This window comes from Oryzomicrobium sp. (assembly GCF_021287045.1).
Classification (GTDB): Bacteria; Pseudomonadota; Gammaproteobacteria; order Burkholderiales; family Rhodocyclaceae; genus Oryzomicrobium.
Genome location: NZ_JAJTBG010000002.1, coordinates 154,529 through 180,212, shown reverse-complemented (window position 1 = coordinate 180,212; position 25,684 = coordinate 154,529). Strand labels below are relative to the sequence as shown.

The following is a 25,684-nucleotide window of genomic DNA, read 5'->3' as shown; positions in this document are numbered from 1 at the left end:
GCATTCTTCACCGCCACGCCTTCATGTCCGCCACTGCCCTGCTCGACGCCGCCCGGGAGCTGTCCGCCGCCCTGGCGCCCCTGCCCTTCTCCGCTCCGGTGACCCACGTCTACAACCCCCTGGAGTACGCCTGGGCGCCCTTCGAGGCCTACGTGCGCCGCTACGGCGAAGGGAACAAGCGGGTGGTCTTCCTCGGCATGAACCCGGGGCCCTTCGGCATGGCCCAGATCGGCGTGCCCTTCGGCGAGATCGCCGCGGTGCGCGACTGGCTGGGCATTACCGCCCCGGTGGGCAAGCCGGCGCACGAGAACCCGAAGAAGCCGGTGGAAGGCTTCGCCTGCAAGCGTTCCGAAGTGAGCGGGGCGCGGCTGTGGGGCCTCTTCCGCGAGCGCTTCGGTACGCCGGAAGCCTTTTTCGCCGAGCATTTCGTCGCCAACTACTGTCCCCTGGCCTTCTTCGCCGAGGGCAAGAACGTCACCCCGGACAAGCTGCCGGCCAGCGAGACCGCCCCGGTCACCGCCGCCTGCGACGCCCACCTGCGGGCCGTGGTCGAGGCGGTGCAGGCGGACTGGGTGATCGGCATCGGCGCCTATGCCGAGGCCCAGGCGGTGCGGGCCCTGGCGGGGATGGGGGTGAAGACGGGGCGCATCCTGCACCCCAGCCCGGCTTCGCCGGCGGCCAACCGGGGCTGGGCGCCCCAGGCGATGGCCGAACTGGTGCGCCAGGGCATCTGGCCGGCCTGAGCGGGGCGGAGCAGCGGCACCAAAGGGTGAGACAAGGCGCGGGCAGTCGCTCCGCGCGGGGCGGTCGATGGTGGCGATGGGGGAATCAAGCGCGCGCCCGGTAGGTAGCGGGCACGGCGAATTGCGGCGAGTTGCCGCGAAGAGGGCGGTGCGCCCCGAAAAAAGCCGGCGGGGGCGGGCTTAGCCGCCGAAGAAGCCGGACAGCCGGGTGCGCAGGCTACGCCCCAGGGTCCACAGGGCCAGGCCGCGCTTGCCCCAGCGCCACAGGCGGCGGGGGCGCAGGATCACCAGGGCGGCTACGGCGGCGCCGATCAGTCCGGGGTGGTCGCGCAGGCCGCGTACCCGCCCGGCCAGACCGTCCACCTTGTCCAGGGCGTTGGCCAGGGGCTGGGCCTGGTCGGCGATGCGGCGGCGTTGCAGGTCGATTTCCGACTGCAGCCAGCCACGCCGCATGGCCAGTTCGAGACGGCGTTCGTTCATCCCCGCTCCGCTTCCTCGATTCCCGCTCAGTCCCGGCCGCGCAGGCGGCGCAGGTCTTCGCGCAGTTCGGCCAGGCTGTGGGCGAACAGGGGCGAGCTGCGCCGCGCCACTTGGCGGAAGCGCCAGGCGAACAGGGCGAAGGCGGCGAAGGCGAGCACGGTGAGGCCGCCCAGGACGGCGATGCGGTTGTCCCAGAAGGCCGCCACCACCAGGGCGATGGCCAGCACCACGCCGAGCAGCAGGGTGAATACGGCGCCGACGGTGAGGGCGAGCAGGGAGAAGACGCGCAGCTTTTCCTCTTCCACCTCGGTGGCGAGGAGTTCCAGACGCGTGTGGGCGGTGGCGACGAAGGTTGCCAGGAGTCCCTTCAGGGACGTGAAAAGCCCGGAGTGGCCGGCGGCCTCCTCCGGGCGGGTGGCGTCACCCATGGTGCGGTGCGTGGCGCTGGGCGGCTTAACGGCGGCCGATCAGCACGCCGATCACCAGGCCCACGGCGGCGGCGACGCCGACGGCCTTCCACGGATGGTCGTGGACGAAGTCGTCGGTGGCGCGGGCGGCGGCCTTGGTAGTGTCGATCAGGGCGGCTTCGGCGTCGGCCAGGCGCACCTTGGCGTCGCGCAGGCGGTCCTGGATGCGGGTGCGCAGCTCGGCGGCCTTTTCGCCGGCCTGGCTGGCGGTGGCCTTGAGCAGTTCTTCGGCGTCGGCGACCACGACCTTGAGGTCGGAAACCAGTTTGTCTTTGGAGAGTGCGGTGTCTTGAGCCATGGCGAACCTCGTTATGATGGAGACAAATACTGAGTTGACGTTAATCGCTCCCCCGGGGAATTGCAACGCGAAACCGTGGTGAAACGGTGCGTTCCCCGTGACCGTCGGTAACGGTCGGCGAGCCGTCAGGCGGGGGCAACGTCGTAATCGAGGGTGAGCGGGGCGTGGTCGGAGAAGCGGCTGTCCACCCAGATTTCGGCGTGGCGGGCGGCGGCAGCCAGCCCGGGCGTGGCGATCTGGTAGTCGATGCGCCACCCCACGTTCTTGGCCCAGGCCTGGCCCCGGTTGGACCACCAGGTGTAGCGCTCCGGGCGCGGGTCCACGCAGCGGAAGGCGTCCACCCAGCCGCCCTGGTCGAACAGGCCGGACAGCCAGGCCCGCTCCTCGGGCAGGAAGCCCGAGTTCTTCTGGTTCGACTTCCAGTTCTTCAGGTCGATTTCCTTGTGGGCGATATTCCAGTCGCCGCACACCACCACCTCCCGCCCGTCGCGCTTGGCCTCGGCCATCAGCTCGGCCAGCACCGGGGCGAACTCGGCCATGAAGGCGAACTTGGCCTGCTGTCGCTCTTCCGAGCTGGAGCCGGAGGGCAGGTACAGGGAAACCACGGTGAGCTTGCCGAAATCGGCGCGCAGGTAGCGGCCCTCGGCGTCGAAGCCGGGGTGGCCGATGCCTTCCACCACCCGGTCGGGCTCGCGCCGGCTCCACAGGCCCACGCCGCTGTAGCCGCGCTTTTCGGCGCAGTGGTAGTAGGCATGGTAGCCCGGGGGGGCGACCATGTCCGGGGACAGGTCGGGAATCTGGGCCTTGAGTTCCTGGAAACAGAAGATGTCGGCGCCGTGGGTGGCGACCCAGTCGGGGAAGCCCTTGCTCCAGGCGGAGCGGATGCCGTTGAGATTCAGCGAGACGATGCGTAACATGGCGCGATTAGTGGTTTTTGAGCAATTTCCCCCGTTACGGCTGCGTTTTTCGCGGCGTCGGGGGCCAAATGGAGTGGTTCATGCAGGATTTTCGCCAGGAATTCATCGCCTACGCCGTCGCACGCAACGTGCTGCGTTTCGGTGAGTTCAAGACCAAGGCCGGGCGGCTGTCGCCCTACTTCTTCAATGCCGGGCTGTTCAACGACGGCGAGGCGCTGGCGAAACTGTCCCAATTCTACGCCCAGGCCTTGGTGGCGTCGGGCTTGCAGTGCGACGTGCTGTTCGGGCCGGCCTACAAGGGCATCCCCCTGGTGGCCTCGATCGCCCTGGTGCTGGCCCAGCAGGGCAAGAACTACCCCTACGCCTATAACCGCAAGGAAGCCAAGGACCACGGCGAGGGCGGCGTGCTGGTGGGCGCTCCCCTGGCCGGCCGGGTGCTGATCGTGGACGACGTGATCTCCGCCGGCACCTCAGTGCGCGAATCGGTGGAGCTGATCCGCCAGGCCGGCGCCACCCCCGCCGGGGTGCTGATCGCCCTGGACCGCATGGAGCGGGGCCAGGGCGAGCTGTCGGCGGTCCAGGAAGTGACCCGAGACTACGGCATCCCGGTGGTGGCGGTGGCTACCCTGGACGACCTGATGGCCTACCTAGGCGACCACGCCGACCTGGCCGCCCACGCCGACGCGGTGGCCCGCTACCGGTCCAACTACGGTGTCGCCCGCTAATCGTTCCACCCCACGATTGGCGCCGGCCCTGCTGCTGGCGCTGGCGGCCGCGTCGGCAGGCGTCTGGCCCGCCGCGGCCCAGGCCGGCACCCGCCTGGTGTGCTGCGAGGACCCGGCTTCCGGCCGGACCGTGTGCATGGATTCGATGCCGCCCCAATGCGTCGGCCACGCCTGGCGCGAGCTGGACGAGCGCGGCAATGTGGTGAAGCGGGTCGAAGGCCCCATCTCCGCCGAATTGCGCGCCCAGCGCGAGGCCGAGGCCCGGCGCAAGAAGGAGGAAGAGGCGGCCAAGCGTGAGCAGCGGCGCAAGGACCAGGCCCTGCTCGACACCTACCCCAACGGCGAGAAGGACATCGACTTCCTCCAGGCCCGTTGGGAGAGGGACGTGCAGGAATCGCTGAAGCGCGCCGAGGGCCGCCTGGCCGACGCCCTGAAGCAACAGAAGCGCTACCAGGACGAAGCCGAGTTCTACAAGAAGAAGGCGATGCCCGAGGAACTGCGCCGCAACGTGAGCGAGGTGAGCTCGGAGATCAAGTCCCAGACCGAGATCATCGAGGCCAAGAAGAAGGAATTGGATTCGGTTCGCGCCAAGTTCGACGACGATCGTCGCCGTTACCGTGAACTCACCAGCCGGACTCCCGCCCAGAGCACGGCCGGTCCGGGGGTGGACCGGGGGCGCCAGTAGCGCCGGCCCAGCCGCAATCCGGTTGTCGTGGGGCGATAGCACGACGCCCCGAACGACAACGCCAGCCCGAGGGCTGGCGTTTGTCATTGGGCGGCCGGATGTGCGGGCCGATAAGCGGCTTCAGCCGGCCAGCTTGGCCTTGAGCAGGTCGTTGACTTGCTGCGGGTTGGCCTTGCCCTTGGCAGCCTTCATCACCTGGCCGACCAGGGCGTTGAAGGCCTTCTCCTTGCCGGCCTTGTACTCGGCCACGTTGCCCGGATTGGCGGCCAGCACCTCGTCCACCAGCTTCTCGATGGCGCCGCTGTCGGTGATCTGCTTCAAGCCCTGCTTGTCGATCACTTCGTCGGCGGATTGGCCGTCGCCGTTCCACAGGGCTTCGAACACCTTCTTGGCGATGGCGTTGGAGATGGTGTTGTCGCCGATGCGCGCCACCAGGCCGGCCAGCTGGGCGGCGGACACGGGCGAATCGCCGATCTCGCGGCCGTCCTTGTTGAGCCGGGCGGACAGCTCGCCCATCACCCAGTTGGCCACGGTCTTGGCCTGGGCCTTGCCGGCGGCGCCCAGGGCGGCCAGGGCGGCGTCGAAGTAGTCGGCCACTTCCAGGGAGGCGGTCAGGGTCGCCGCGTCGTAGGCGGACAGGCCGTACTCGGCTTCCAGGCGGGCGCGCTTTTCGCCGGGCAGCTCGGGCATGGTCGCCTTGACCTCGGCCTTCCAGGCGTCGGAAATCACCAGGGGCAGCAGGTCCGGGTCCGGGAAGTAGCGGTAGTCCTGGGCGTCCTCCTTGCTGCGCATGGCCCGGGTCTCGCCGGTGTCCGGGTCGAACAGCACGGTGGCCTGCTCGATCTTGCCGCCGTCCTCCAGGGTCTCGATCTGCCAGCGCACCTCGTAGTCGATGGCCTGCTGCAGGAAGCGGAAGGAGTTGAGGTTCTTGATTTCGCGCCGGGTGCCGAAGGCTTCCTGGCCCTTGGGGCGCACCGAGACGTTGGCGTCGCAGCGGAACGAGCCTTCCTGCATGTTGCCGTCGCAGATGCCGATCCAGCGCACCAGGGCGTGCAGGGTCTTGGCGTAGGCCACGGCTTCGGCCGAGGAGCGCATGTCGGGCTCGGAGACGATCTCCAGCAGCGGCGTGCCCGCCCGGTTGAGGTCGATGCCGGTCTTGCCGTGGAAATCCTCGTGCAGGGACTTGCCGGCATCTTCTTCGAGGTGGGCCCGGGTCAGGCGTACGGTCTTCTCGTAGGCGTTTTCCCCTTGCCCGACTTGCAGCACCAGGTTGCCGCCCACCACCACCGGCAGCTCGAACTGGCTGATCTGGTAGCCCTTGGGTAGGTCTGGGTAGAAGTAGTTCTTACGGGCGAACACCGAGCGCGGCGACACCTCGGCGCCCACCGCCAGGCCGAACCTGATGGCGCATTCGACGGCCTTGCGGTTGAGCACCGGCAGCACGCCGGGCAGGGCCAGGTCGATGGCTGCGGCCTGGGTGTTGGGTTCGGCGCCGAAGGCGGTGGAACTGCCGGAGAAAATCTTGGAGACGGTCGAGAGCTGGGCGTGGGTCTCGAGACCGATGACAACTTCCCACTGCATTTACAGGCCCTCCGGCATCTGCTGGTGCCAGTCGGTGGCACGCTGGTACTGGTGGGCGACGTTCAGCAGGCGGGCCTCGCTGAAGTAGTCGCCGATCAATTGCAGCCCCACCGGCAGGCGCTTGCCGTCGCGTTGGGCGAAGCCGCAAGGCAGGGACATGCCGGGCAGGCCGGCCAGGTTGACGGCGATGGTGTAGATGTCCGAGAGGTACATCTGCACCGGATCGGCCGCCTTCTCGCCGGCGCGGAAGGCCACGTCCGGGCTGGTCGGGCCGAGGATCACGTCGCACTGGGCGAAGGCCGCGGCGAAGTCCTGGGCGATCAGGCGGCGCACCTTCTGGGCTTGCAGGTAGTAGGCGTCGTAGTAGCCGTGGGACAGCACGTAGGTGCCGATCAGGATGCGGCGCTTCACTTCGGCGCCGAAGCCTTCGGCGCGGCTGTTCTTGTACAGCGAAGTCAGGTCGGTGTACTCGGCGGCGCGGTGGCCGTAGCGCACCCCGTCGAAGCGTGACAGGTTGGAACTGGCTTCGGCCGGGGCGATCACGTAGTAGGCCGGCACCGACAGCTTCATGTTGGGCAGCGACACTTCCACGATCTCGGCGCCCAGCTTGCGGTATTCGGCGATTGCCGCCTCGACCGCCTGGGCCACGTCGGCGTTCATGCCGTCGGCGAAGAACTCCTTGGGCAGGCCGATCTTCAGGCCGGCCAGGGGCTGCTCCAGGTCGCGGGCGTAGTCCTCGACCGGCCGGTCCAGGCTGGTGGAGTCCTTGGGGTCGAAACCGGCCATGGCGGAGAGCAGCAGGGCACAGTCCTCGGCGCTCTTGCCCATGGGGCCGGCCTGGTCCAGGGACGAGGCGAAGGCGATCATGCCCCAGCGCGACACCACGCCGTAGGTGGGCTTAAGGCCGGTCAGGTTGCACAGGGCGGCGGGCTGGCGGATCGAGCCGCCGGTGTCGGTGCCGGTGGCGATCGGCGCCATGCGGGCGGCCACCGCCGCGGCGGAGCCGCCGGAGGAGCCGCCGGGTACCCGGCTGCGGTCCCAGGGGTTCTGCACCGGGCCGTAGTAGGAGGTTTCGTTGGACGAGCCCATGGCGAACTCGTCCATGTTGGTCTTGCCCAGGGACACCATGCCGGCGTCCTTTTCCAGGCGGGTGACCACGTGGGCGTCGTAGGGCGAGACGAAGGTCTCGAGCATCTTCGAGCCGCAGGTGGTGCGCCAGCCTTCGGCGCAGAAGATGTCCTTCTGGGCCAGGGGCACCCCGGTCAGGGCATGGGCGTTGCCGGCGGCGCGGCGGGCGTCCGCCGCCTGGGCGGCGGCCAGGGACCTCGCCGCATCCACGGTGACGTAGGCGTTGAGGTCCGGGTTGAGCCGGGCGATGCGGTCGAGGTAGAGCTGGGTCAGCTCGACGCTGGAGATGCGCTTGTCGGCCAGGGCGGCCGAGAGTTCCTTGAGGGAGGCGTTGATCATGGCTTACTCGATCACCTTGGGCACGAGGTACAGGCCGGCCTCGGTTTCCGGGGCGACGGCCTGGTAGGCGGCGCGGCGGTCGGTTTCCGTGACGGCGTCGTCGCGCAGGCGCTGGGCCAGATCCTGGGCGTGGGCCATGGGGGCGACGTTGGTGGTGTCGACCGACTGAAGTTCGTCGATCATGGCGAGAATACCGTTCAATTTGTCGCGAACGGCCTCGCTTTCGGCGGGCGTCACCTCGATGCGGGCAAGGTGGGCGATCCGGGCGACCTGGTCGAGGGTCAGAGACATGGGAGAAACACCCGTAAAGTCTTATACTGGAAAGCTTTATAAGGTATCATAAAAGCTTTATTCGCCGCAGCCCGCAGGGGTTTCGGCGCCCCGGCGCAAGCGGCGCGGACCTGATCGGGACGGAGGTGGCTTGGGTGTGTAGCCCCGAGTGGAAAACCGTCTTCCCGGCCCGTCGGCGTGGTTGTCCGGCATAGCTAAAATTCAGGATTTCAGATGCGGGGCCGTTGGGGAGCGGTCCGGCGGACACCAAGCTCAAGGATTCAATCGCAAATGTTCGGCTTTCTGCGCAGTTACTTTTCCAACGACCTGGCCATCGACCTGGGTACCGCCAATACCCTGATCTACGTGCGTGGCAAGGGCATCGTCCTGGACGAACCGTCGGTGGTGGCGATCCGCCTCGAAGGCGGCCCCAACGCCAAGAAGACCATCCAGGCGGTGGGCAAGGAAGCCAAGCTGATGCTGGGCAAGACGCCGGGCACCATCACCGCCATCCGCCCGATGAAGGACGGCGTGATCGCCGACTTCACCGTGACCGAGCAGATGCTCAAGCAGTTCATCAAGAAGGTCCACGACTCCAAGCTGCTGTCCCCCTCGCCGCGCATCATCATCTGCGTGCCCTGCGGCTCGACCCAGGTGGAGCGCCGCGCCATCCGCGAATCCGCCATCGGCGCCGGCGCCTCCCAGGTGTACCTGATCGAGGAGCCGATGGCCGCCGCCATCGGCGCCGGGCTGCCGGTGGCCGAGGCCACCGGCTCCATGGTGGTGGACATCGGTGGCGGCACCACCGAGGTGGGCGTGATCTCCCTGGGCGGCATGGTGTATTCGACCTCGGTGCGCGTCGGCGGCGACAAGTTCGACGAAGCCATCATCAACTACATCCGCCGCAACTACGGCATGCTGATCGGCGAAACCACCGCCGAGAACATCAAGAAGGAAATCGGTTCCGCCTTCCCCGGCTCCGAGGTGAAGGAGATGGAAGTGAAGGGCCGCAACCTGGCCGAGGGCATTCCCCGCGCCTTCACCATTTCCTCCAACGAGATCCTCGAAGCCCTCACCGAACCGCTCAACCAGATCGTTTCCGCAGTCAAGTCGGCCCTGGAGCAGACCCCGCCCGAACTCGGCGCGGACATCGCCGAGCGGGGCATGGTGCTCACCGGCGGCGGCGCCCTGTTGCGCGATCTGGACCGCCTGCTGATGGAAGAGACCGGCCTGCCCGTGGTGGTCGGCGAAGACCCGCTGACCTGCGTGGTGCGCGGTTCCGGCCTGGCCCTGGAAAAGATGGACAAGCTCGGCAGCATCTTCGCCAACGAGTGATCCGGCGTATCGGACACCGCGCGAGCACACCGTGATTCCCTGGGGCGGTACCCCGTGGGCCGGGACGATCAAGTCACCCGGCCCGTGTCGTTTGGGCCGCCGCTTCGTTTTCTCCCCCCTCCCCGTTTCCTCCTGACCGCCGATGGACCATCAGCCGCCCCCGTTCTTCAAGCGCGGCCCGGCGCCCCTGGCGCTCCTGTCGATCTATCTCGGCCTGTCCGTGTCGCTGCTGGTCCTCGACCACCGCTTTCACTACCTGGAGCTACTGCGCAAGGGCATCGCCACCGTGGTCCTGCCCCTGCAAGAGGCGGTCCAGGCCCCGTTGCGCGCCATGACCGGCGTGGGCAGCTACTTCTACACGGTGGACGTCCTTAAGGGCGAGAACCAGGACCTGCAACGCCGCCACCTGGAGGACGCCGCCGCCCTGGCCCGGGTCCAGCAGCTGGAAACCGAGAACCAGCGGCTGCGCCGCCTGCTCGACATGCGCGAGCGGCTTGCTACCAGCGGCAAGGTGGCCCAGATCATCTACGGCAACCGGGACCCGTTCACCCGCCGCGTGGTGGTGGACAAGGGCAGCCAGTCCGGCCTGACCCTGGGCCAGCCGGTGATCGACGACGTGGGCGTGATCGGCCAGGTGACCCGGCTCTATCCCTTCCTCGCCGAGGTCACCCTGATCACCGACAAGGACCAGGCGGTGCCGGTCCAGGTGGTGCGCAACGGCCTGCGCTCGGTGGTGTTCGGCCTGGGCAACGGCGCCCTGGAGCTGCGCTACATGCCGGCCAACGCCGACGTGCAGAACGGCGACGTGCTGGTCACCTCGGGGCTCGACGGCGTCTTCCCGGCCGGCTTCCCGGTGGCCAAGGTGGTGCGCATCGAGCGCGATGCCTCCTACACCTTCGCCCGCATCATCTGCGTACCCCTGGCCGGGGTCGAACAGCACGGCGAGGTGCTGGTGATTAATCCGGCCCCCACCGCTCCGCCGCGGCCCGAGCCCGAGGTCAAGAGCGACCCGGACGACAAGGCCGTCGAGCGGGCCATGAACAAATCCAACAAGCTGAAGAAGGCCCGCCAGGGGCGCAACTGAGTTTGGACAAGGAATAGCCATGCAACCGACCTTCTCCTCGTCCCGCATCCTGCTGCCGGCCCGGCCCTGGTTCGTGCACCTGACCGTGATCCTGGCCTTCCTGCTCAACTGTCTGCCTACCGGCAACTGGCCCGGGGTGCCCGACTGGGTGGCCCTGGTGCTGTGCTTCTGGGGTGTGCGCGAATCCCGCCTGGTGGGTATGGGCTGGGGCTTCGTCCTCGGCCTGGCGATGGATGTGGCCGACGGCAGCCTGATGGGCCAGCACGCCCTGGCCTACGTGCTGGTGGCCTACGCCGCTGCCGCCCTGTCGCGCCGCGTGCTGTGGTTCCCCCTGCTCACCCAGGCCTTGCACGTCCTGCCCATCCTGGTGGGAGCCGAGGTGCTGCAACTGGCCATCCGCGCCTGGGCCGGGGCCGAGCCGCCCAGCCTGTACTTCCTGGCCACGCCCCTGGTGGCCACCGTGCTCTGGGTGCCCGTCACCTACCTGCTGCTGCTGCCCCAGTACCAACCGGTGGAGCGGGACGCCAACCGGCCCATCTGACGCCGCGCCCCGCCACCCCGCCCGAGATCCGCCTGCCATGCCCCACGACTTCGCCAGCCAGGACCGGGAGCTGTCCCAGTTTCGCTTCCGCCTCGGATTTGCCGGGGTGTTCGTGCTGCTCTGCTTCACCCTGCTGTTCGTCCGCTTCTTCTATTTGCAGGTGGTGCAGCACGACTACTACGCCACCCGCGCCGAGGACAACCGCATCTCCCTGATCCCGATCATGCCCAACCGGGGGCTGATCCTGGATGCCAACGGGCTGGTGATGGCGCGCAACTACTCCGCCTTCACCCTGGAGATCGTGCCGTCCAAGAGTGGCGACCTGGACGAGACCATCGACGACCTCGCCACCCTCATCGACATCCAGCCCCGGGACCGGCGCCGCTTCAAGAAGCTGCTCGACGAGAGCAAGAACTTCGAGTCGATCCCGATTCGCACCAAGCTGACCGACGAGGAAGTGGCCCGCTTCGCCGCCAACCGCTACCGCTTCCCCGGGGTCGAGGTGAAGGCCCGCCTGTTCCGCCAGTATCCCCAGGGGGCCCTGGGCGCCCACGCCGTCGGCTACATCAACCGCATCAACGCCAAGGACGTGGACTGGATCGAGGAGAACGAGCAGAGCGCCAACTACAAGGGCACCGAGCACATCGGCAAGACCGGCCTGGAGCAGCACTACGAATTCGACCTGCACGGCACCACCGGCTACGAGCAGGTGGAAGTGGACGCCGGCGGCCGGGCCATCCGCACCCTGGCGCGTACCGCGCCGGTCCCGGGCAACAACCTGACCCTGACCCTGGACAGCAAGCTCCAGGACGTGGCCGAGAAGGCCTTCGGCAACCGGCGCGGCTCCCTGGTGGCGATCGAGCCCACCACCGGCGGCATCCTCGCCCTGGTGTCCACCCCCACCTTCGACCCCAACCTGTTCGTGGACGGCATCGACCCGCAAAGCTGGAAGGAACTGAACGAGTCCCCGGACAAGCCGATGGTGAACCGGGCCCTCAACGGCGCCTACCCGCCGGGCTCCACCTTCAAGCCGTTCATGGCCCTGGCCGCCCTGGAAACCGGCAAGCGCACCCCGGCCCAGGCCATCGCCGACCCGGGCTACTTCAACTTCGGCGGCCACCAGTTCCGCGACGACAAGAAGGGCGGCCACGGCATGGTGGACATGTACAAGTCCATCGTGCAGTCCTGCGACACCTACTACTACATCCTGGCCAACGACATGGGCATCGACAACATCGCCGGCTTCATGAAGCAGCTCGGCTTTGGCCAGGTCACCGGCATCGACATCGCCGGCGAGTCGGTGGGGGTGTTGCCCTCGCCGGAATGGAAGAAGCGCCGCTTCAAGCGCCCCGAACAGCAGAAGTGGTTCGCCGGCGAGACCATCTCCATCGGCATCGGCCAGGGCTACAACGCCTACACCCCGTTGCAGCTGGCGGTGGCCACCGCCACCCTGGCCAACAACGGGGTGATGTACAAGCCGCACCTGGTCAAATACATCACCGACACCCGCACCGGCGAAAAGCGCATGGTCGAGCCCAAGCCCCTGCGCAGCCTCCCCTTCAAGCAGCAGAACATCGACACCATCAAGCACGCCATGGTCGGGGTGATGAAGGAAGGCACCGGCGCCCGGGCCTTTGCCGGGGCCGCCTACGAATCCGCCGGTAAGACCGGCACTGCCCAGGTGTTCTCGCTCAAGGGCGGCAACTACAAGGAATCGGCTACCCACGAGCGGTTGCGCGACCACGCCCTGTTCATTGCCTTCGCCCCGGTGGACCACCCCAAGATCGCCCTGGCGGTGCTGGTGGAAAACGGCGGCTTCGGCGCCCAGTCGGCGGCGCCGATCGCCCGCCAGGTGCTCGACTATTACCTGTCCGGCAAAGAGGCCAAGGGCCCGGCGGCCGAGGACTCCTCGGGAGAAGAAAGTGCCGACGCTCATTAACCGCATCCTCAACCGCCTGTCCGAGCACCTGGACGGCCCCCTGCTGGTGATCGCCGGGCTGCTGCTGCTGATCGGCACCTCCACCGTCTATTCGGCCACCTACACCACCCTGTCCCGGGTGCCCAGCCAGATCCTCAACATCACCACCGCCTTCGCCGTGATGTGGCTGGTGGCCCGCACCCCGCCCACTACCCTGATGCGCTTCGCCGTGCCGCTCTACGTGGTCGGCCTGGCGCTGCTGGTGCTGGTCTTCCTCTTCGGCGTCAAGGTCAACGGCGCGCGGCGCTGGCTGTCCATCGGCTTCACCCGCATCCAGCCCTCCGAGATCATGAAGATCGCCATGCCGCTGATGCTGGCCTGGTACTTCCACAAGCACGAGGCGGCGCTCAGGCTCAAGCACTACGTGGTGGCGGCCCTGATCCTGGCGGTGCCCTTCGGCCTGATCGCCAAGCAGCCCGACCTGGGCACGGCGATCCTGGTGGGGGCGGCGGGCTTCTTCGTCATCTTCTTCGCCGGCCTGTCGTGGAAGGTGCTGGTGGGCCTGCTGGTCGCCGGCGCCTCGGCCCTGCCCTTTCTCTGGAACGTGCTGCACGACTACCAGCGCAAGCGCGTGCTGACCCTGCTCGATCCCAGTTCCGACCCCCTGGGGGCGGGCTACCACATCATCCAGTCCACCATCGCCATCGGCTCCGGCGGCGCCCTGGGCAAGGGCTGGCTCAACGGCACCCAGACCCACCTGGAGTTCATCCCGGAGCGCCACACCGACTTCATCTTCGCGGTGTTCTCCGAAGAGTGGGGCCTGGTCGGCAACATCGTCCTGCTGGTGCTCTACTTCCTGCTCATCGGCCGCTGCCTGGTGATCGCCACCAACGCCCCGACCCTGTTCTCGCGCCTGCTCGCCGCCGCCGTCACCGGCTCGTTCTTCACCTGCGTGTTCGTGAACATGGGCATGGTCTCGGGCATCCTGCCGGTGGTGGGGGTGCCCCTGCCGTTCATGTCCTACGGCGGGACCGCTCTGGTAACCTTCGCCCTGGGCCTGGGCATCCTGATGAGCATCCAGACCCACCGCATGCTGGTGAAGAAATGAGCCGAACCGACCGCGCCCTCCCCGGCTGGCTGGCCCTGTGCGCCGCCTCCGCCCTGGCTGCCGCCCTGGCCGCCTGCGGCGGCGCGCCGGTCCGCAGCGGCGACGGCGCCGACGCCAAGGCCCCGGGCAAGAGCGCCAAGCGCATGATCCCGGCGCGCAAGGGGGGCGGCTACTATCAGGACGACGGCCCGGGAGACGAGATTCCCGCCGACCTGGACCAGGTGCCCGACGCCGTGCCGCGCCTGGAACCCCTGCACCGCTTCGCCAACCGGCCCTACGTGGTGCTGGGCAAGGAGTACGTGCCCAACACCAGCCTGCAGCCCTACAAGGCGCGGGGCATCGGCAGCTGGTACGGCAAGAAATTCCACGGCCAGAAAACCTCCATCGGCGAACCCTACGACATGTTCGCCATGACCGCCGCCCACCCGACCTTGGCGATTCCCTCCTACGTGCGGGTGACCAACCCGGCCAACGGCCGCTCGGTGGTGGTGCGGGTCACCGACCGGGGGCCGTTCCACGCCGACCGGGTGATCGACCTGTCCTACACCGCCGCCTACAAGCTCGGCTACATCAACAACGGCAGCACCCTGGTGGAGGTGGAATCCATCCTGCCCGGCGACTTCCCGCCGGCCGGGGCGACCTACGCCCAGGTGGCGCCGCCGCCCCCGGTCCGCCCCGCCGCGGCGCCGGCGTCCGCGCCCGCCGCCAGCACCACTGCCGGCGACAGCCGCCCGGACCTGGGCCCGGCCGCCCAGGCCGAGCTGGAGCAGCTGGAAAAGCGCCTCAACCGGGCCGAGACGCCGGCCAAGAGTTCGGCCATCGGCAACCTGTTCGTCCAGCTCGGCGCCTTCTCCAGCGCCGACAACGCCGAATCCCTGCGCGCCCGCCTGTCCCGGGAACTGGACTGGCTCGACGGCCTGGGCATCTTCGCCGCCGGCGGCATCCACCGCGTCCAGGCCGGCCCCTTCGCCAACCGGGGCGAAGCCGACCGGGTGGCGGAAAAAATCCGCCTGGCCCTGGGCTTCAAGCCCACCATCGTCACCCGCTGACGCGGCGCCGGCCGGTTGCGGCCGATCCCCGGCTTCACCCTCCCCACCTAAACCCCGCGCCCCGCCTCGTTCTCCGGGCAGGCACCGTGGAGAGGCGCAAAAACAAAGGCCCTTGGTGCATCGTGCTCCAAGGGCCTTTATCCATGCGGGGTTCCGCGGGATGAGCGCCGAAGATCAGGCCGGGCCGGTGGTCTTGTAGATGAAGGCCGAGCGGGTCACGTCGGTCATCCACACCAGCCCGTCGCCGATCTGGCCGGTCTGGCTGATCGTGACGATGCAGTCGACGATGGCCTCGGCCACGTCGTCCGGGGCGACGATCTCGATGCGCACCTTGGGCGTGTAGTCGGTCAGTTCCTCCTTGATCGACGAGGGCGGGGCGTGGCGGCTCGGGGCGCTGCAGCCCTCGGCCTTGCTCACCGTCATGCCGGGAAAGCCGGGCAGGTCGCGCAGGGCGGCGCGCAGGGCGGTGAGCTTGTTGGGGCGGATGACCGCCTTGATTTCCTTCATGCTTCTACCTCTTCTTCGTCGAACCAGCGGTACAGGGTGGGCACCACCACCAGGGTGAGCAGGGTCGAGGTGATCAGGCCGCCGATCACCACGATGGCCAGGGGCCGCTGCACTTCCGAACCCGGGCCGTTGGCGAACAGGAACGGGATCAGGCCGAGCATGGCCACCGTGGCGGTCATCATCACCGGGCGGAAGCGCAGGGTGGCGCCCTGCACCACCGCCTCGGCAAGGCTCATGCCCTCGCGGCGCAGGCCGCGGATGTAGGACACCAGCACCACCCCGTTGAGCACGGCGATGCCCCATAGGGCGATGAAGCCCACCGAGGCGGGCACCGACAGGTACTCGCCGGTGACCGCCAGGCCGATGATGCCGCCGATGGAGGCGAAGGGCAGCACCATGATGATCAGGGTGGCGTAGCGTAGGGAGCCGAACAGCAGGAAGAGCAGGAAGAAGATGGCTGCCACGGTGATCGGGATGATCACCATCAGGTGCGACAGGGCCCGCTCCATGTTCTGGAACTGGCCGCCCCACTCCAGGTAGTAGCCTTCCGGCAGCTTCATCTTTTCTCCCACCTTCTGCTGCAGCTCGGCGACGAAGCCGCCCAGGTCCCGGTCGCGCACGTTCACGCCGACGACGATGCGCCGTTTGGCGGTCTCGCGGCTGATCTGGGCCGGGCCGTCGGACAGGCGGATCTCGGCCACGTCCTCCAGGGGCACCTGGGCGCCGCCCGGGCTGCTGATGAGGATGCGGCGGATGGCTTCCACGTTGTTGCGGAAGCGCTCGGGCAGGCGCACCACCGTGGCGAAGCGCCGCTCGCCTTCGTAGATGTCGGTGGCCTCCTTGCCGCCGATGGCGGTCTCGATCACGTCGTGCACGTCGGAAGCGTTGAGGCCGTGGCGGGCGATGGCCTGGCGGTCGATCTCGATCAGCAGGTACTGCTGGCCGGTGACCCGTTCGACGCGAAGGTCCTGGGCGCCGGGGATGGCCTGGGCGATCTTGGCGATGGCCTCGGCGGTCTTGCGTAGCTGCTCGATGTCGTCGCCGAACACCTTCACGGCGATGTCCGAGCGCACCCCGGTGACCATTTCGTCCACCCGGTCCGAAATCGGCTGGGCCATCACCACCTGGACCCCGGGCAGCACCTTGAGCTTGTCGCGGATGGCGGTGTCGATGTCGTCCTGGGTCCAGCCGGCGGGCCACTCGCTGCGCGGCTTGAGGCTGACGATGGGGGTCGATTCGTTGGGCCCCTGGGGGTCCGCCGGCGACTCGCCGCGGCCCACGCCGGACACCGCCGACTTCACCCCGGGCACCTCCATCACCAGGCGCATCGCCTCCATTTCCATCTTGATCGATTCCTCCAGGGAGATGTTGGGCACCCGGTTGATGCCCGGCACCACCGAGCCTTCCTTCATCTCGGGGATGAAGGCGGTACCGAGCAGGGGGATCAGCAGCAGGGAGGCGATGAAGGCCGCCACCGCTCCGCCCACGGTCTTGCGTCCGTGGGCCAGGGCCCAGTGCAGCATCTTCAGGTAGGGCTTCTTCAGCTTGGCGATCAGCCAGGTGTCGTGCTCGCCCTGGCCCGCCGGCACCTTGAGCAGGTAGGAGGAGAGCACCGGCGACAGGGTCAGGGACAGCACCAGGGATACCGCCAGGGCGATGGCGATGGTGAAGGCCAGGGGTGCGAACATCTTGCCTTCCATGCCTTCCAGGGTCATCAGCGGCAGGAACACCAGGATGATGATGCCGACGCCGAAGATCACCGGGGTGGCCACCTCGGTCACCGCGTTGAACAGGATGCGGATGCGGCTTTCCCCCGAGTCGCCGTGGCGGCCCAGGTGGGCGAAGGCGTTCTCCACCACTACCACCGAGCCGTCCACCATCAGGCCGATGGCGATGGCCAGGCCGCCCAGGGACATCAGGTTGGCCGACAGCCCGGCCTTGTTCATGGCGAAGAAGGTGAGCAGCGGGGTGAGCACCAGGGTGGCCACCACGATCAGGGACGAGCGCACGTCGCCGAGGAACAGGAACAGCACCACCACCACCAGCACCACCCCTTCGAGCAGCACCTTGGTGACGGTCCACAGGGCCGCGTCCACCAGTTCGGAGCGATCGTAGTAGGGCACGATCTTGAGTCCGCCGGGGAGCATGTCCCGGTCGTTGATCTCCTGTACCCGCTCCTTGATGCGGCTGACGATCTGCTTGGCGTTGCCGCCGGCGGTCATCAGCACGATGCCGCCCACCGCCTCGGTGACGCCGTTCTTGACCAGGGCGCCCTGGCGCACCTCGTGGCCGATCTCGACACTGGCCACGTCGCGCAGGTACACCGGCACCCCGTCCTTTTCCTTGAGCACGATGGCGCGCAGGTCGTCCTCGTCCTTGGCCAGGCCGACGCCGCGGATCAGGTACTGCTCGGCGTAGTGGGGCAGCACGCCGCCGCCGGAGTTGGCGTTGTTGCGCGCCACCGCCTGGTACACCTCGGCCACGGTCAGGCCGTAGTGGCGCAGTCGGTTGGGGTCCACCAGCACCTGGTACTGCTTGACGTAGCCGCCTTGGGAGTTGATCTCGGCCACCCCGGGGATCGAGCGCAGCAGCGGCCGCACCACCCAGTCCTGGGCGACGCGGCGCATCATCAGCTCTTCCTCGGTCAGCACCCGGTCGCCGTCGTCGGCCCGGTCCAGGGTGTACTGGTAGATCTCGCCCAGGCCGGTGGAGACGGGCCCGAGCACCGGGGTGATGCCGGCGGGCAGGCGCGAGCCCACTTCGAGCATGCGCTCCATGACCAGCTGGCGGGCGAAATAGACGCTGGTCTGGTCGGTGAACACCAAGGTGATCAGGGAGAGGCCCGGCTTGTTCAGCGAGCGCATCTCGGTCAGCCCGGGCAGGCCGGTCATGGCGATTTCCAGGGGCACCGTGGCGAAGCGCTCCACCTCTTCGGGTGAGCGGCCCGGGGCCTCGGTGGCGATCTGCACCTGGACGTTGGTCACGTCAGGGAAGGCGTCCACCGACAGCTTGCGCGCGGCGTCCAGGCCGAAGGCGCAGAGGATCGCCGCCAGCACGACGACGATCAGGCGCTGCTTGAGCGAGGCGCGGATAAGGGCGTCGATCACGGCTTACGCCCCTTCCAGTTCGGCGCGCTTGCGCTCGTTGTTGAGGTGGAAGGCGCCTTCCACCACGATCTTTTGCCCCTGCTTGAGGCCCGCCTGGACGACGCGCACGCCACCGTTGTCCGGGCCCAGGGTCACCGGCGTGAGGCGGAACTGGCCGGCGGCCACCTCGACGAACACGTGGTCCTTGTTGTCCTCGCGCACCACGGCTGCGGCCGGCACGGTCAGACGCGGCTCGGGGCGGGCGGCGATGAGCATGGTGGCGAGCATGGCCGGCTTGAGGCGGCGCTCCTTGTTGTCCAGCTCGGTGCGCACCAGCACCGTGCGGGTTTCCGGGTTCACCGTGTCGCTGATGTAGATGAGCTTGCCGGTGAGGCGGGCGTCGTCCAGGGCGGGAATGTCGAGCTGCACGTCCTGGCCTACCTTGACCAGGGCCGCCTGCTGCTCCGGCACGTCGGCCACGGCCCACAGGCGGGACAGGTCGGCCACGGTGAACAGGGCGTCGGCGGGCTGCACCACCTGGCCCTGGGTGACCTTGCGCTCGACCACGGTGCCGGCCACGGTGGACACCACCGGCGAGAAGGAATCGATGGCGCCGCTGGCGGCCAGGCGCTCGATGCTGCCCCCGGACATGCCGAGGATGCGCAGCTGGTCGGCGGCGGCCCGGGTCTCGGCCTGGGCGGTGCCGTACTCGTTTTCGCGCCGCTGCAATTCGGCCGAGGCGATCACCCCGGCCTCGTGCAGGGTGCGCGCCCGCTCCACGCTGCGCCGCGCCAGTTCCGAGGCGGCGCGGCTCTTCAGGTATTGCAGCTGGGCCTGGCCCAGCTCGGTGGAGTTGATGCGCGCCAGCATCTCGCCGGGCTTGACCGCCTGGCCCAGGGTGGCGCGGATTTCCGAGACCCGGCCGGTGATCGGCGCACCGATGCGCGCTAGGCGCTGCTCGTCGAAATCCAGCCGTCCGGCCACGCGCAGGGTTTCGGCCACCTGGGTGGGCTCGGCGGCAGCCACTTTCAGGCTTTGCAGCAGGGCCGGCTGGGGGGTGACCAGGGCCGGGTCGGCCACCGTGGCGGCGGCCGGCTTGGCGTCTTCCTTGCCGCAGCCGGAAAGGGAGAGGAGGGCGGCGGCCAGGGCGGCAGCCAGGATCAGGCCCGGACGGCGGGGCGCACGAAGGGTGTGGGAGGTCATGGGATCAACGCCCGGAGGCGGCGGGAGAGGAGGGGGAAGAGGGCAGGGCGGCGGCGTCGTCCGGGCTGGCTGCGCTGGTGGTGGGGGCGGTGCGCAGCCGTTCCAGCTCGACCACGGCGGCGGCCAACTCGTAGCGGGCGGCGATCAGTTCGTTGCGCGCCGCCCGGTAGACCCGCTGGGCGTCCAGGTAGTCGAGGATGCCGCGCTCGCCGTAGCGGTAGGCGGCCTCGGCCACCTTCAAGGCGTTTTCCGCCTGGCGCACGATGCCCGTTTCCAGGGCGGCCACCTGGCTGGTGGCGATCTCGTACTGGTGGTAGGCCCCTTCCAAGGACTGGAGCAGGGTGAAACGCTGTTCTTCCAGGGCGTAGCGGCTGCGCCGGGCCTGGGCGGCGGCCTCGGCCACCAGGCCGCTGCGCCGGTCCCACAGGGGAATGGTCACCACCACGCCGAGCTTGTCGTTGCGCACGTCCGGGTCGTTGTCCCGGCTGGCCTTGAGGGCCACCGCCGGGGTGCGCAGGCTGCGCTCCAGGGACAGCCGGGCCTCGGCTTGCTCGGCAGCCTCGCGGCTGCGGGCCAGGTCCGGGTTGCGCGCCAGGATGTCGTCGCGCAGCCGTTCCAGGGACGGCACCTCCAGGCGGGTGGGCAGGCCGCCGTCCAGGGCGAAGTCGGCCGGCAGCCCCTGGCCCACGTACTGGCGCAGGGCGGCCTTGGCCTGGGTGACGCGGAAAGCGGCGCTCTTGGCCCGGTTGCGGGCCGAGAGCATTTCGGCGTCGGCCTTGATCAGTTCGTAGCGGGCGGCTTCGCCGGTGCTCACCTGCAAGGCGATGCGCCCGTGGATGTCTTCCATCAACTGCTGGTCTTCCCGGGCGGCAGCCAGTTCGGCGTCGCGGCGCAGCACCTCGTAGTAGTGCAGCCGGACCCGGGCCGTCACGTCGGCGAGAAAACCCCGGTATTCGGCCTCGGCCACGCGCAGCCCGGCTTCCGCCGTGCCGATGCGCGCCGCGCGCACCCAGGGCAGGTCCAGGGGCTGGGTCACCGCCACCGTGTAGGCGTTGCCCCGGCTGGTGCCGGGCTGGTTGGGCCGGGCGTTGCCGGCCAGGTATTCCACCTCCGGATTGGGAAAGGCCCGGGCGGTGTCGATCCCGGCCGCCGCCGCGTCGCGCTGGGCTCGGGCGGCCTCGCTGGCCGGGTGGGCGGACACGGCCAGCGCCACCAACTGCTCCAGCCGGAAGGCGGGGGCGGCCTGGGAGGGCGCAGCGCCCGCCGGGGCGCTCCTGGCGGCCGGCGTCTTGGCCGGGTCGGCGGCGTGGATGGCCGGGGCGGCCAGGGCCAGCGCCACCGACAGGGTCAGGGCGGCAGACAGGGGCGGGGAACGGTGGGCCGTCAGCGGCGCACCCGAAGGGCAGGGGAGGGGAGACATGGGATGGGGCGGCGGAACGGCCGGGGGGGAGGGGGCAGGTCGGGAAAGGGGTGGAAGAGGGGAAATCCGTGGCTGACGCGTTGTCCGATTTGTCTGACGCAAAGCTGACGAAATTTGCCTTTTGCGGATTTTAGGGAAACGCGGCTGCCGATTCCGTAACAGTCAGTAATTAGTCAGTTTTCTGACAAAACCCCGGTGGGAAGTGGCCTAAAGTGGCGGAAAGCGCGCCCCGGCGCGGCTTCTGTAACGGTAGGTAAAGCCTTGGCCGGCAAGGCTCGGCGGGCAACGGCCCTGTGCTATGATCGACTGCTTCCTGACCGCCGCGGAGGCCGGCCGGATCGCCCCAAAACGCCATCCACAGCGTGCTGGCGGCCCGTGGCGGACCTCCCGAGCCTCTGTTTCGCCCGCCCTCTCTCCTCAGGTAAGCCCATGCATTCCGTCTTCCGCTCCCCCTCCGCCTGCTCCGCCCCCGCCTCCCTGATCGCCCGGCCCGCCGCCCTGGCCCTGTCGGTGGCGCTGCTGGCCGCCGCCCTGCCTGTCCAGGCCCAGCAGATGCCGGCCCCGGCCCTCGACGCCAAGGCTTGGCTGCTGCTGGAGTTCGGTTCCGGCCAGACCCTGGCCGCCCAGAACCCCGACCAGAAGATCGAGCCGGCGTCGCTGACCAAGCTGATGACCGCCTACCTGACCTTCTCGGCGCTGCACCACCGGGTGCTGACCCTGGAGCAGACCGTGCAGGTGTCGGAAGCCGCCTGGCGCGCCCAGGGCTCGCGCATGTTCATCGACCCGAAGCGCCCGGTGATCGTCGAAGACCTGATCAAGGGGATGATCGTCCAGTCCGGCAACGACGCCTGCATCGCCCTGGCCGAGGCTATCGCCGGCAGCGAGGTCCAGTTCGCCGACTTGATGAACAAGGAAGCGGCCCGCCTGGGCATGACCAACACCCACTTCATGAACGCCACGGGCCTGCCCGACCCGCAGCACATGACCACCGCCACCGACCTGGCCAAGCTGGCCACGGCGCTGATCCGGGATTTCCCCGCCGAGTACGCCAAGTACTACTCGATGAAGGAATTCCGCTACAACAACATCACCCAGCCCAACCGCAACCGCCTGCTGTTCATCGATCCCAGCGTGGACGGGGTCAAGACCGGCCACACCGACGCCGCCGGCTATTGCCTGATCTCGTCGGCCAAGCGCGGCGAGCGGCGCCTGCTGTCGGTGGTGCTGGGCACCCCGAGCGACGGCGCCCGGGCCCAGGAATCCCTCAAGCTGCTCAACTACGGCTACCAGTACTACGACGCGGTCAAGCTCTACGCCGCCGGCCAACCGGCCTCCAAGATGCGGGTGTGGAAGGGCAAGGAGAACACCGTGGGTGCCGGCTTCCTCAACGACTTCGTGATCGCCGTGCCCAAGGGGGCCGTGTCCGGCGCCCTCAACCAGGGCGCTTCGGGCAAGCTGGCGGTGACCCTGGAATCGAAGCAGCCCCTGGTGGCACCGATCAACAAGGGCGACGTGGTCGGTACCATGAAGGTCACCCTGGAAGGCAAGCCCTACGGCGAGTACCCGGTGGTGGCCACCGAGGACGTGCCGGTGGCCGGCTGGTTCGGCCGCCTGTGGGACACCATCCGCATGTGGTTCGCCTGATCCGCACCTAGGCGCCGCCCGCTTGCGGGCGGCCTTTCCCGGGAGTTCGCGCCATGATCGCCGACATCGTTTTCCTCAACGGCCAGTTCCTGCCCCTGGCCGATGCCAAGATTTCGCCCCTGGACCGGGGCTTCCTGTTCGCCGACGGGGTCTACGAGGTGATCCCGGTGTACTCCCGCCAGCCCTTCCGCCTCGACGAGCACCTGCGCCGCCTCCAGGCCAGCCTGGACGGCATCCGCCTGCCCAACCCCTACAGCCACGCCCAGTGGCAGGCCCGGGTCCGCGAGATGATCGGCCACGCCCCCTTCGCCGACGCCCAGATCTACCTGCAGGTGACCCGGGGCGCCGACAGCAAGCGCGACCACGCCTTTCCCACCGGCGTGGCGCCCACCGTCTTCATGTTCGCCGGGCCCCTGGTGACGCCGGGCGAGTCCGTGCGCACCCTGGGGGTGAGCGCCGTGACCGCGGTGGACAACCGCTGGCTGCGCTGCGACCTGAAGACCCTGGCCCTGCTCGCCAACGTGCTGCTGCGCCAGCAGGCGGTGGACCACGGCTGCGCCGAGACCATCCTGGTGCGCGACGGCTTCGTCACCGAGGGCGCCGCGTCCAACGTCTTTCTGGTCAAGAACGGGGTGCTGCTGGCCCCGCCCAAGAGCCACCTGATGCTGCCGGGCGTCACCTACGACGTGGTGCTCGAACTGGCGGCCCGCCACGGGGTGCCCACCGAGGTGCGGGACATCCTCGCCGACGAGCTGCCGGAAGCCGACGAGTTGTGGATGACCTCGTCCACCAAGGAAGTGCTGGCCATCGCCACCCTGGACGGCCGCCCCGTGGGCCACGGCGCCGCCGCCGGAAAGCCGGGCCCCCTGGGCGAGCGCATGTGGCAGTGGTACCAGCAGTTCAAGAACGACGTGATGCGGACCGGCCGGGACGACTGACCGGCGCCCGTCCGCCGCTTGAAAACCGGCCGGGGCGCCTCCATATTCAATGGAATGGCGGACCTTCCGCCGTCCAACGCAAAGGCAGTACCGTGATTCCCACCCCCCGCGACACCCTCCTCGAATTCCCCTGCGCCTTTCCCCTCAAGATCATGGGGCGGCGCGAGGACACCTTCGCCCAGGCCGTGCTGGAGGTGGTGCTGCGCCACGACCCGGACTTCGACGGCGCCACCATGGAGATGCGCCCGAGCAAGGCCGGCAACTATCTGGCCCTGACCGTCACCGTCACCGCCACCTCCCAGCCCCAGCTCGACGCCCTGTACATGGAGCTGACCGGTCATCCCCTGGTGCTGATGGTGCTGTGAGCGACCACCCCGCCACGCCCCCTGCGCCCCCCATCGTCCTGCGCCGCCTCGGCCGGGCCGACTACGAGCCTACCTGGCAGGCCATGCAGGCCTTCACCGCCGGTCGCACCGCCGACACGCCCGACGAGCTCTGGCTGGTGGAGCACCCCCCCGTGTTCACCCTGGGCCAGGCCGGCAAGCCCGAGCACCTGCTCCGCGACGTGGGCATCCCCACGGTGAAGATCGACCGGGGCGGCCAGGTCACCTACCACGGCCCCGGCCAGGTGGTGGCCTATGCCCTGGTGGACCTGCACCGGCGCGGCCTCAAGGTGCGCGAACTGGTCAGCCGCATCGAGCAGGCGGTGATCGACCTGCTCGCCGACCTGGGTATCGCCGCCCGGCGCGAGGCCGGCGCCCCCGGCGTGTATGTGGACATCCCCGGCGCCACTCTGGGCCCCATGGGCGCCAAGATCGCCGCCCTCGGCCTGCGCATCCGCAACGGCTGTTCGTACCACGGCGTGTCACTCAACGTGGACATGGACCTGGCCCCGTTTTCCGCCATTAACCCCTGTGGTTACGAGGGTTTGGCGGTGACACAGACCCGCGACTTGGGGGTATCCTTGAGCCCCCCGGAAGTGGCCGAGGCCCTGGCCTCCCACCTGGTCGCCCAGCTCGAACGCCGCGATCCCCCGGCAATCCAACCGTAACAACACCACGCTGAAACAAGCGCCTGCCCCGCCGCCATAAGCGGCCGGCCGCCGGGCGCGGAGACAACCCATGGCTGAAGCCGGCGTCAAGCAAAAGGGCGAACAGAAAACCGCCCGCATCCCCATCAAGATCGTGCCCCAGGCGCCCCAGCGCAAGCCCGAGTGGATTCGCGTCAAGGCCGGCAACCCGGACGGGCGCTTCGGCGAGATCAAGCAGATGCTGCGCGAGCAGAAGCTGCACACCGTGTGCGAGGAAGCCGCCTGCCCCAACATCGGCGAATGCTTCGGCCGCGGCACCGCCACCTTCATGATCCTGGGCGACATCTGCACCCGCCGCTGCCCCTTCTGCGACGTCGGCCACGGCAAGCCCCTGCCCCCGGACCCGGACGAACCCGCCCACCTGGCCGACTCGGTGGCCCGCCTCAAGCTGCGCTACGTGGTCATCACCAGCGTGGATCGGGACGACCTGCGCGACGGCGGCGCCCGCCATTTCGTGGACGTGATCCGCGCCGTGCGCGAGCAATCCCCCAGCACCACCATCGAAACCCTGGTGCCCGACTTCCGCGGCCGCATGGATACCGCCCTGGACGTGCTCGGCGAAGGTCTGCCCGACATCCTCAACCACAACATGGAAACCGTGCCGCGCCTGTACAAGGCCGCCCGGCCCGGCGCCGACTACCAGCATTCGCTGACCTTCATGCAGGAGTTCAAGCGCCGCTACCCGGACGTGCCGACCAAGTCCGGCCTGATGGTCGGCCTGGGCGAGACCGACGAGGAAATCCTTGAGGTGATGCGCGACCTGCGCGCCCACGGCGTGGAAATGCTCACCATCGGCCAGTACCTGGCGCCCTCCAACCACCACCTGCCGGTACAGCGCTACGTGCACCCGGACACCTTCAAGATGTTTGAGGAAAAGGCCAAGGAGATGGGCTTTTCGGGCGCCGCCTGCGGGCCGATGGTGCGTTCCAGCTATTGGGCGGATCAGCAGGCCCATGGGGCAGGTGTTGTATAAATTCCATCGATAAATTGGAATGAACACCGCTATTTCGGACAGCGCATAGTTCATGCGCCCAGCCAACACAAAGGCCGCTCATTGAGCGGCCTTTGTGTTTTTTCTTCGGCCTTGGCGGCCGCTCGCGGTGTGTGCTCGCAATGACCCATTCCGCC

At 68.6% G+C, this 25,684-nt stretch carries 25 protein-coding genes; 14 read left to right on the top strand and 11 right to left on the bottom strand.

What is annotated here, in order from left to right; genetic code table 11:
- Window positions 1-23: 23 nt before the first annotated feature.
- Window positions 24-743, top strand: a complete 720-nt coding sequence (locus LWW89_RS02755) for a uracil-DNA glycosylase family protein (protein ID WP_293260697.1) — start codon at window positions 24-26, stop codon at window positions 741-743.
- A 180-nt stretch (window positions 744-923) separates the two neighbouring features.
- On the opposite strand, the gene LWW89_RS02750 is transcribed toward LWW89_RS02755, so the two are convergent.
- The 4 genes from LWW89_RS02750 to LWW89_RS02735 form a co-directional block, all read right to left on the bottom strand.
- A complete protein-coding gene (locus tag LWW89_RS02750) occupies window positions 924-1,223 on the bottom strand; it encodes a YqjK-like family protein (RefSeq protein ID WP_293260694.1) in 300 nt (99 codons plus the stop codon).
- Window positions 1,224-1,249: 26 nt separating this feature from the next.
- Window positions 1,250-1,651 carry a phage holin family protein gene (locus LWW89_RS02745; RefSeq protein ID WP_293260691.1) on the bottom strand — a complete coding sequence of 134 codons (402 nt, stop codon included), beginning with the start codon at window positions 1,649-1,651 and terminating at the stop codon, window positions 1,250-1,252.
- Window positions 1,652-1,676: 25 nt separating this feature from the next.
- Window positions 1,677-1,988: a DUF883 family protein gene (locus LWW89_RS02740; protein WP_293260688.1), complete on the bottom strand. Its 312-nt coding sequence runs from the start codon at window positions 1,986-1,988 to the stop codon at window positions 1,677-1,679.
- Between the two features lie 125 nt (window positions 1,989-2,113).
- Window positions 2,114-2,905, bottom strand: coding sequence for an exodeoxyribonuclease III (locus tag LWW89_RS02735; RefSeq protein WP_293260685.1), 792 nt, complete (start codon window positions 2,903-2,905; stop codon window positions 2,114-2,116).
- Window positions 2,906-2,985: 80 nt separating this feature from the next.
- Between LWW89_RS02735 and pyrE the strand changes: the two genes are divergently transcribed.
- A complete protein-coding gene (gene pyrE / locus LWW89_RS02730) occupies window positions 2,986-3,630 on the top strand; it encodes an orotate phosphoribosyltransferase (RefSeq protein ID WP_293260682.1) in 645 nt (214 codons plus the stop codon).
- A complete protein-coding gene (locus tag LWW89_RS02725) occupies window positions 3,617-4,315 on the top strand; it encodes a hypothetical protein (protein WP_293260678.1) in 699 nt (232 codons plus the stop codon). The genes pyrE and LWW89_RS02725 overlap by 14 nt, the downstream gene beginning before the upstream one ends.
- A gap of 120 nt (window positions 4,316-4,435) precedes the next feature.
- Here LWW89_RS02725 and gatB read toward each other — a convergent pair whose 3' ends face one another.
- From gatB to gatC, 3 genes are read right to left on the bottom strand one after another with little or no spacing between them, the layout of a single operon-like run.
- The gene (gene gatB, locus LWW89_RS02720; protein ID WP_293260675.1) at window positions 4,436-5,896 is read right to left on the bottom strand and encodes an Asp-tRNA(Asn)/Glu-tRNA(Gln) amidotransferase subunit GatB; all 1,461 of its coding nucleotides are present in this window, start codon (window positions 5,894-5,896) and stop codon (window positions 4,436-4,438) included.
- A complete protein-coding gene (gatA, locus tag LWW89_RS02715; protein WP_293260672.1) occupies window positions 5,897-7,363 on the bottom strand; it encodes an Asp-tRNA(Asn)/Glu-tRNA(Gln) amidotransferase subunit GatA in 1,467 nt (488 codons plus the stop codon).
- Window positions 7,364-7,366: 3 nt separating this feature from the next.
- Window positions 7,367-7,654 (bottom strand): Asp-tRNA(Asn)/Glu-tRNA(Gln) amidotransferase subunit GatC, encoded by a 288-nt coding sequence (gene gatC, locus LWW89_RS02710; protein WP_293260669.1) that lies wholly within the window; start codon window positions 7,652-7,654, stop codon window positions 7,367-7,369.
- 270 nt (window positions 7,655-7,924) lie between these two features.
- On the opposite strand from gatC, the gene LWW89_RS02705 reads away from it, so the two are divergent.
- The 6 genes from LWW89_RS02705 to LWW89_RS02680 all read left to right on the top strand — a co-directional run bounded on the left by LWW89_RS02705 (window position 7,925) and on the right by LWW89_RS02680 (window position 14,668).
- Window positions 7,925-8,968: a rod shape-determining protein gene (locus LWW89_RS02705; RefSeq protein WP_293260666.1), complete on the top strand. Its 1,044-nt coding sequence runs from the start codon at window positions 7,925-7,927 to the stop codon at window positions 8,966-8,968.
- A gap of 142 nt (window positions 8,969-9,110) precedes the next feature.
- Window positions 9,111-10,052 (top strand): rod shape-determining protein MreC, encoded by a 942-nt coding sequence (mreC, locus tag LWW89_RS02700; RefSeq protein ID WP_293260663.1) that lies wholly within the window; start codon window positions 9,111-9,113, stop codon window positions 10,050-10,052.
- Window positions 10,053-10,071: 19 nt separating this feature from the next.
- Window positions 10,072-10,593: a rod shape-determining protein MreD gene (mreD, locus tag LWW89_RS02695; protein WP_293260660.1), complete on the top strand. Its 522-nt coding sequence runs from the start codon at window positions 10,072-10,074 to the stop codon at window positions 10,591-10,593.
- Window positions 10,594-10,630: 37 nt separating this feature from the next.
- Complete coding sequence (gene mrdA / locus LWW89_RS02690; RefSeq protein ID WP_293260657.1) at window positions 10,631-12,532, top strand: penicillin-binding protein 2; 1,902 nt, start codon at window positions 10,631-10,633, stop codon at window positions 12,530-12,532.
- Window positions 12,516-13,619 (top strand): rod shape-determining protein RodA, encoded by a 1,104-nt coding sequence (gene rodA / locus LWW89_RS02685; protein WP_293260654.1) that lies wholly within the window; start codon window positions 12,516-12,518, stop codon window positions 13,617-13,619. The genes mrdA and rodA overlap by 17 nt, the downstream gene beginning before the upstream one ends.
- Entirely contained in the window at window positions 13,616-14,668 is a 1,053-nt protein-coding gene (locus tag LWW89_RS02680) for a septal ring lytic transglycosylase RlpA family protein (protein ID WP_293260652.1), read from the top strand. The genes rodA and LWW89_RS02680 overlap by 4 nt, the downstream gene beginning before the upstream one ends.
- Before the next feature lie 174 nt (window positions 14,669-14,842).
- Here LWW89_RS02680 and LWW89_RS02675 read toward each other — a convergent pair whose 3' ends face one another.
- The 4 genes from LWW89_RS02675 to LWW89_RS02660 are packed head-to-tail and all read right to left on the bottom strand — an operon-like array spanning window position 14,843 to window position 20,884.
- Window positions 14,843-15,175 carry a P-II family nitrogen regulator gene (locus LWW89_RS02675; RefSeq protein ID WP_293260650.1) on the bottom strand — a complete coding sequence of 111 codons (333 nt, stop codon included), beginning with the start codon at window positions 15,173-15,175 and terminating at the stop codon, window positions 14,843-14,845.
- Window positions 15,172-18,282 (bottom strand): efflux RND transporter permease subunit, encoded by a 3,111-nt coding sequence (locus LWW89_RS02670; protein WP_293260648.1) that lies wholly within the window; start codon window positions 18,280-18,282, stop codon window positions 15,172-15,174. The genes LWW89_RS02675 and LWW89_RS02670 overlap by 4 nt, the downstream gene beginning before the upstream one ends.
- 3 nt (window positions 18,283-18,285) lie before the next feature.
- Window positions 18,286-19,464 (bottom strand): efflux RND transporter periplasmic adaptor subunit, encoded by a 1,179-nt coding sequence (locus LWW89_RS02665; RefSeq protein WP_293260646.1) that lies wholly within the window; start codon window positions 19,462-19,464, stop codon window positions 18,286-18,288.
- 4 nt (window positions 19,465-19,468) lie between these two features.
- Window positions 19,469-20,884: a TolC family protein gene (locus LWW89_RS02660; protein WP_293260644.1), complete on the bottom strand. Its 1,416-nt coding sequence runs from the start codon at window positions 20,882-20,884 to the stop codon at window positions 19,469-19,471.
- Window positions 20,885-21,382: 498 nt separating this feature from the next.
- Between LWW89_RS02660 and LWW89_RS02655 the strand changes: the two genes are divergently transcribed.
- The 5 genes from LWW89_RS02655 to lipA all read left to right on the top strand — a co-directional run bounded on the left by LWW89_RS02655 (window position 21,383) and on the right by lipA (window position 25,529).
- On the top strand, window positions 21,383-22,528 hold the full coding sequence (locus LWW89_RS02655) for a D-alanyl-D-alanine carboxypeptidase family protein (protein ID WP_293261285.1): 1,146 nt from the start codon (window positions 21,383-21,385) through the stop codon (window positions 22,526-22,528).
- A 53-nt stretch (window positions 22,529-22,581) separates the two neighbouring features.
- On the top strand, window positions 22,582-23,466 hold the full coding sequence (locus LWW89_RS02650; RefSeq protein WP_293260642.1) for a D-amino acid aminotransferase: 885 nt from the start codon (window positions 22,582-22,584) through the stop codon (window positions 23,464-23,466).
- Window positions 23,467-23,618: 152 nt separating this feature from the next.
- Window positions 23,619-23,831 (top strand): DUF493 domain-containing protein, encoded by a 213-nt coding sequence (locus LWW89_RS02645; RefSeq protein ID WP_293261282.1) that lies wholly within the window; start codon window positions 23,619-23,621, stop codon window positions 23,829-23,831.
- On the top strand, window positions 23,828-24,517 hold the full coding sequence (lipB, locus tag LWW89_RS02640; protein ID WP_293260640.1) for a lipoyl(octanoyl) transferase LipB: 690 nt from the start codon (window positions 23,828-23,830) through the stop codon (window positions 24,515-24,517). Before LWW89_RS02645 ends, lipB begins: the two co-directional genes overlap by 4 nt.
- A gap of 70 nt (window positions 24,518-24,587) precedes the next feature.
- Window positions 24,588-25,529: a lipoyl synthase gene (gene lipA / locus LWW89_RS02635; protein ID WP_293260638.1), complete on the top strand. Its 942-nt coding sequence runs from the start codon at window positions 24,588-24,590 to the stop codon at window positions 25,527-25,529.
- Window positions 25,530-25,684 lie beyond the last annotated feature (155 nt).